Source organism: Hydrogenophaga sp., from assembly GCF_036675665.1.
GTDB lineage: Bacteria > Pseudomonadota > Gammaproteobacteria > Burkholderiales > Burkholderiaceae_C > Hydrogenophaga.
This window is the reverse complement of sequence record NZ_JAKFEO010000110.1, coordinates 1-5962: the sequence shown is the minus strand read 5'-3', so window position 1 is coordinate 5962 and position 5962 is coordinate 1. Positions and strand designations below refer to the sequence as shown.

The following is a 5962-nucleotide window of genomic DNA, read 5'->3' as shown; positions in this document are numbered from 1 at the left end:
CCGAAGGGCGTGAGTTCCGTCTTGAGTTTGGCGGCCTCTTCAGGCGTAACGGCCGCCTGGGCGGTGAGTGCCAGCAGGGCCGCGAAGGCCAATGCATAGCGAGGGTGGCGCGAGGTCATGTGTGTCTCCTTCGAATCAGAACGTGGTGCGCAGCGACAGCGAAATGAAGTTACGGTCCTTCAGTGCCTGCTTGAACTGGGCGTTGCTGGTGTTGTCCAGTGTCGAACCCTGCGGGCCGAGGAAATGAACGTAGTTGATGGCAGCGGTCCACTGGCCGAGATACACCGCTGTCAAGCCGATGTTGAAGTCGCCGCCCTTGTCGACGCCGAAGCCGGGACCCACCGCAGAAGAACGGCCCCACGCATAGCCCACGCCCACGTTGGGCGTGAGGTCGATGCCGGGCATCACCTGCCGGTAGGACGGCGAGAACACCATGCGCATCGCGGTGGCTGACTTGTCGGTATTCGGGTTGAGCATCTGCGGGTTGTGCGTGACCTTCAGTCGCTTGTTCCAGGCGATCTCACCCAGAAAACTGGCCTCCCGCGACAGGAAGCTGGGGCCCAGGCTGGCCAGCCACGACAGCTGCGCGTGCGCGGTTTCGCCGACGGCATAGCCCGGCTTGTCGCGGTTGTTGAAGGTGGTACCTACGCCGATGGCCGGGATCACCGATTGGCCGGAGCTGGCGAGCGGTGTGTTCTGGCGGATCGAGGCTTCACCAGCCAGGCCCCATTCGTTGATGGTCTTGGCGAAGCTCACCCCATACGCGCGCACGCCCTCGTGGTAGGCCCACCGGTAGTTCTGCGCGGACAGCGCCGGTGGCGCGCCAGCGAGCTGGGTCCAGATGTTGCTGGGCGTAGTGGCGTGATAGCGGATGGCGTAAAAGCCCAGGTCGGTATCGATCGCATCCACGCGCCAGCGCAGTTGCAGGCCGCCCTGGCCGCTGTTCTTCGGGTTCAGGTCGGCCGTGCGATGGAACACGCCGGTCGGACCCGCATTGATGCGCTCGCCACCGGGCCCCATCGCATCGCTGGTGGAGAGGTAAGCGCCCGCAGGAATCAACCGGGTCGGCTGCCACTCGTAGCCGACATACGCGCCCACCGAGACATCGCTGTTCAACTGCACCTGGCCCGACAGCTTGCCGGTGGGGCGTGCGATCTCCTTGAACTGCGAATTGGGGACGGACAGCAGCTTCACCAGATCCAGCGGGGCCTGGCCGCCTGCGATTCCGTTGGCGCCGAAGAACAGGCTTTCGCCCCACAGCAAGGTGTGACGGCCCAGGCGCGCCGTGGCGGGGCGCTCGGCGATATCGAACTTCCCATAGACGAACGCGTCGAGGAATTCGGCCTTGCGGCCCATGATCTTGCGCGTGGCCGGATGGAATTCGGAGGCCGGCGTGTGGTTGGCGGTGAAGCCGGGGTTGTCGGTGGCGCGGTGGTAGACCTCGTCATACCAGCCTGCGGCGCTGACACGCGCGCCCCAGTTACCCGCGTTGAGATCCAGCTCGCTGAGCAGGTCCACGCGATTGGAAACCATGCCCTTGCCGAAGTTGTTGTCTCCGTCATCCTGGTTCAGATTGTTGGGACCGACCACGCCGCCAGGGCCGAAGGCGGTGCTGGCCAGGCCGGGGGCGCGGTCCTTCAGTCGCCACGCGGCGCTGTACCGCACCGTGTTGTCCCATCGCAGCTTGATGTCGGGATTTCCGGTATCGAATTCAAAGGCGTGGCTGGCATTGCAGCCCAGCAGCGCGGCCGCCGCGAGCAGGCTCAGGCGGATCTTGGGTCTTGTCATGGTTTGTCTCCTCACGTGGGTGAATCACGGCAAGCGCGAGGTTAGGAGTTTCGAATTCATTCGTAAAATGGTTTCGATCCATTCGTGAAATTCATTTGCTAAATACATCAAGGGTTAACCCGCATGCGATTCAATAAGCTCGACCTGAACCTGCTCGTCGCCCTGGACGCCATGCTCACCGAGCGCAGCATCAGCCGGGCAGCGGAGCGCCTGCACATCAGCCAATCGGCCACCAGCAACGCGCTGGCCCGGCTGCGCGAATATTTCAACGACGACTTGCTGGTCCAGGTCGGGCGCAAGATGGAGCTCACACCGCGTGCCGAAGCGCTGCGCGACCCGGTACGCGATGTGCTGGTGCGGGTCGACACGACGATCACGGCACAGCCGGAATTCATCGCGTCCCGTTCCGACCGGGAGTTCCGCATCCTTGTCTCAGACTTCACGATGGCCGTCCTGCTGCCGCATGCGCTGGCGCTGGCGCAGCGGCAGGGAAGCACGGTGCGTTTCCAGTTCCTGCAGCAAGTCGAGCAGCCTCAACGGGCGCTGGAACGCGGCGAGGCCGACTTGCTGGTGATGCCACGCGACTACTGCTCGCCCAATCACCCCATCGAGACCGTGTTCAGGGAGACTTTCACCTGCGTGGTCTGGCAGGAGAGCCGCATCGCGCGCGAGGGGCTGACCTTCGAGCGGTATGCCGCGGCGGGCCACGTCGTCATGCAGCCCCCGGGCACCAACCAGGGCTCTTTCGAAGTCTGGTTCATGCAGCGCCACGGTCTCTCGCGCAGGGTCGAGGTCTCGGCTTACAACTTCGCGTCCGCGACGCATCTGGTGGTCGGCACGGAACGCGTCGCGACCGTTCACACCCGCCTCGCGCGACAGGCACAGCGCGCATTGCCCATTCAGCTCATGCCGCCACCCATGCAAATGCCGGAAATGGAACAGGCCATGCAGTGGCACAAATACCGCACCACGGACCCCGGCATCGTGTGGCTGCGGCAGCTGCTCAAGGACGCTGCCCTAGAGATGGACCGCGCAGGCGGGGCGGTTAGTTAGGACAAGACTCCGCTGAACACATTCAGTGGAATGCCGATGCGCTGGATCTCGGCTCGCCCCGGTGCCAATGCGGTTTGGCTGTTGTGCACCCCTCAGAACGTATGGCGCACGCCCATCATCAAACCGGTCTGTCCCATGCCCGCTCCCACAGTGCCGCCCGCGCTCACCGAAGTGGCCGAGGCGCCCTTGTTCTTGATGCGGCCCACCATCGCGTAGACAGCCGTTCGCTTGGACAGCGAATACACGCTCCGGGCCACCAGCATGGTGGCATCGTTGGGACTGGCCTTGACGTCCATGCGCGAATACTCGGCGTCCAGCGTCAGCGCCGGCGTCAGCGGGTAGCTGGCGCCCACGTAGACCAGGTTCGATTCCAGCGGTGCCGCGTTGTCGCGCTCGCGGTGCAAGATGCCACCGCTGATCTTGGCCGGCCCCAGCTTCCCCCAGCCGCTGAGCACCGTGCGCTTGTCCGTGTGCGCGCTGCTGGTCATGCCAAAGGCCGCGCCCGGCCCTCCGCGCATGACGTCGTGGCTGACCGCGGCGCCCCAGTTGGCCGAGTCGTACTTGGCCAGCACCGTCCATTGACGGCAGGCTTTGCGGTCCGTGCCCGACTCACCCGGGCAGTTCGTGCCGGCCGGGCCACCCGCGGCCGAGACATCGCGGCCCAGGCTGTAGGTCGCGCCCACGGTGAAGCCGCTGAAATTCTTGAGGTAGCCGATCGCGTTGTCGTTGATCGCGTTGGGGATGTAGGCATCGTGCGATGCGAACGAATACAACGACGGGCCCATCACATGCGAGGACACGGCCAGCACGGTCATGTTGATCTGGCGGCCCAGCGTGATGCGACCAAAGGGCCCGGCGAGGCCTACATTGGAAGCGCGTCCGAAAAGCCGGCCCCCGTTATTCAACGAGCCGCTGTCCAAGGCGATTCCGGTCTCGAGGTTGAGAAAGGCCTGCAGGCCACCACCCAGGTCCTCCGTGCCACGAAAGCCCAGACGCGAGGGCACCGTGCCGGTGAGGTTCGGCATGCGCGTGAGCGAGCCGCCCGCGGCGTTAACATTGGTCAAACGCTCGACGCCGGTATCAGCGATGCCGTAGATCGTGACGGTGCTCTGGGCGTGGGCGAGGCTGCCGGCGGCGATCAGGCCGGCGATGAGAGGGGTGCGCAACATAGTGTCTCCTGGTTCCGTATGGCCCACCTTTTTGGTGGGGCTGCTGGATGCTAGGAGTGCGGCTGTTCAAATGCTTTGCTCGGCCGGATGGAAGAGTTGACCGTGGCTGCGCCGGTCACGGGCGCAAGCCACTCACCTCAGGCGCAGTCAAGTCGGCGTGACGGACTGGCGGGCAGCGACCATCTGCGCAGCCCGGAATTCGCGCGGCGATTGCGAGAAGCGCTGGCGAAAAGACCGGCTGAAATGAGCCACGTCGTTGAAGCCCCAGTAGTAGGCAATCTCGCTGATCGATCGCGAAGCAAATGCCGGCGTGGCCAGGTCGTTGCGGCAGCGGTCCAGCCGGTGGCTCCAGATCCACTTCATCAGCGGCTGGCCTTCGTCCTCGAACAGTTCGTAGACGTAGCGCGTCGACAGACCGACGGCCGTGGCCACGAGGCCAGCGTCCAGTTCGTGGTTGCGCAGGTTCTCGCGGGCGAAGCGCAAGATGCGCTGCTTGTGCATCAACCGCAGCCGCGACGGGATCAGCGCCTGACTGTTGCTCAACGTCGTCAACGCGGCCGTGAGCACATAGGGCAAGGCATCGGCGATGCGGTCGGCGGTGTCTTCCTGCAGTTCGTTGGCCAGCGAGAACATCTCGTCCACCATGCCGCGAAACAGTGCGCCGGCGCCTTCGTTGCCCTTGATCGCGCGTGCGGTCAGGTTCTCCACTTCCGGCATCACGCTGCGCAGGGTCTCGGGCTCCAGGTACACGGAATGAGTGAGGATCTCGCCGGTCTCGATGGAGAACGGACGCGACGGATCGATCAGGAACATGTCGCCCGCCTCGATGCGGCTCTCCCGCCCGTCCTGGTGAACCAGGGCAACACCTTCCTTCTGCAGGGAGACCAGCAGGCGCGAGGGTCGCTGCCCCGCCTTCAGCGACGATGTGGTGTGAGGAGAGAAGCGCAGCGCCGCGAAACGCAGGTGGCGGCCGCAATACGCCGACATCTGTGTCTGGAACGGGCTTTCGTCGAGAGCACTCACCGCCAAGCCGACCGAGAACAGTTTCTCCATCTGTTCCTGGAACAGGTCGGTGCCGGGGGCGGCCGGCCGGCCGGCGATGGTGAATTTCTGGACCGGAACCATGCGTGCTCGAATGGTGGACTGCAGCGTGGATCGGGCATCGAATCCACCTGCTTCAGTATAGCTCACGGGGCCTGCCGCCAGCGCAAGACGTAGCGCTCTAGGACCTGCAACAGGACAGAAGCGGCGAAGCCCATCAATCCCAGCACCACCACTCCGGCGTACAGCTCGGGGCTGCGAAAAGAGCGCTGGGCCATCAGGATGTTCTGCCCGAGCCCGGGCAGCGAAGCCTGCATTTCAGTTACCACGGCCAGGATCAGCGCAACGGCCAGCCCGACGCGGGCACCGGCCAGGATGTCGGGCATGGCGCTCGGCAGCAGTACCTTGCGGAAACGCTCGGGCCAGGGCATGCGCAGGGCCTGAGCGACTTCCTGCAGGCGCGCGTCCACCGAACCGAAGCCATGCACGCTGGCCAGCAGCACCGGCCAGATCGAGCCGAATGCAATGACCGCAGTCGACATCCGGTCCGACAGGCCGAACGCCAGGACGGCAACCGGGATCACCGCCGAAGCAGGCAACGGTCGAAGGAACTCCAGCAAGGGCTGGAACATGGCGCGCACCAGCCGAGAACTGGCGATCAGGGCGCCGAGCGCGATGCCCAGCAAGGAAGCGGCCAGCCAGCCGTAGACCATGCGCAAGGCTGTCGCTGCCAGCGGCGGCCACAGCCTGCCGTCCGTCACCTGCGCCCACAGCTCGCCGAGCGTGCGCAGAGGCGTCGGAAAGAACAGCGGCGAAATCACCTTCAGCGTGGACAGCACATGCCAGACCAGCAGCACGCCGACCGCGAAGCCCAGCGCCGCGGCCCGGTCCCTCCAGCGTTGCGCCTTCAT

Annotated in this window: 5 protein-coding genes; 1 reads left to right on the top strand and 4 read right to left on the bottom strand. The window is 65.0% G+C overall.

Translation table 11 applies throughout. The annotated features are described in order from the left end of the window. Nucleotides 1-135 precede the first annotated feature (135 nt). Nucleotides 136-1788 (bottom strand): DUF1302 domain-containing protein, encoded by a 1653-nt coding sequence (locus tag V6M63_RS23195; RefSeq protein ID WP_332745772.1) that lies wholly within the window; start codon nt 1786-1788, stop codon nt 136-138. Nucleotides 1789-1911: 123 nt separating this feature from the next. On the opposite strand from V6M63_RS23195, the gene V6M63_RS23190 reads away from it, so the two are divergent. Next, nucleotides 1912-2841, top strand: a complete 930-nt coding sequence (locus V6M63_RS23190; protein ID WP_332745771.1) for a LysR family transcriptional regulator — start codon at nt 1912-1914, stop codon at nt 2839-2841. 92 nt (nt 2842-2933) lie between these two features. Here V6M63_RS23190 and V6M63_RS23185 read toward each other — a convergent pair whose 3' ends face one another. The 3 genes from V6M63_RS23185 to V6M63_RS23175 all read right to left on the bottom strand — a co-directional run. Then, nucleotides 2934-4010: a porin gene (locus tag V6M63_RS23185; protein WP_332745770.1), complete on the bottom strand. Its 1077-nt coding sequence runs from the start codon at nt 4008-4010 to the stop codon at nt 2934-2936. A gap of 147 nt (nt 4011-4157) precedes the next feature. Further along, nucleotides 4158-5135, bottom strand: coding sequence for a helix-turn-helix domain-containing protein (locus V6M63_RS23180; protein WP_332745769.1), 978 nt, complete (start codon nt 5133-5135; stop codon nt 4158-4160). 62 nt (nt 5136-5197) lie between these two features. Next, the coding region (locus tag V6M63_RS23175) for an ABC transporter permease (RefSeq protein WP_332745768.1) at nt 5198-5962 on the bottom strand (765 nt) is incomplete at its 5' end.

Bases quoted from the DNA above. Each gene is read 5' to 3' on its own strand.
- V6M63_RS23180 (WP_332745769.1), bottom strand. From the start codon at position 5,135: ATGGTTCCGGTCCAGAAATTCACCATCGCCGGCCGGCCGGCCGCCCCC.
- V6M63_RS23190 (WP_332745771.1), top strand. From the start codon at position 1,912: ATGCGATTCAATAAGCTCGACCTGAACCTGCTCGTCGCCCTGGACGCC.
- V6M63_RS23195 (WP_332745772.1), bottom strand. From the start codon at position 1,788: ATGACAAGACCCAAGATCCGCCTGAGCCTGCTCGCGGCGGCCGCGCTG.
- V6M63_RS23185 (WP_332745770.1), bottom strand. From the start codon at position 4,010: ATGTTGCGCACCCCTCTCATCGCCGGCCTGATCGCCGCCGGCAGCCTC.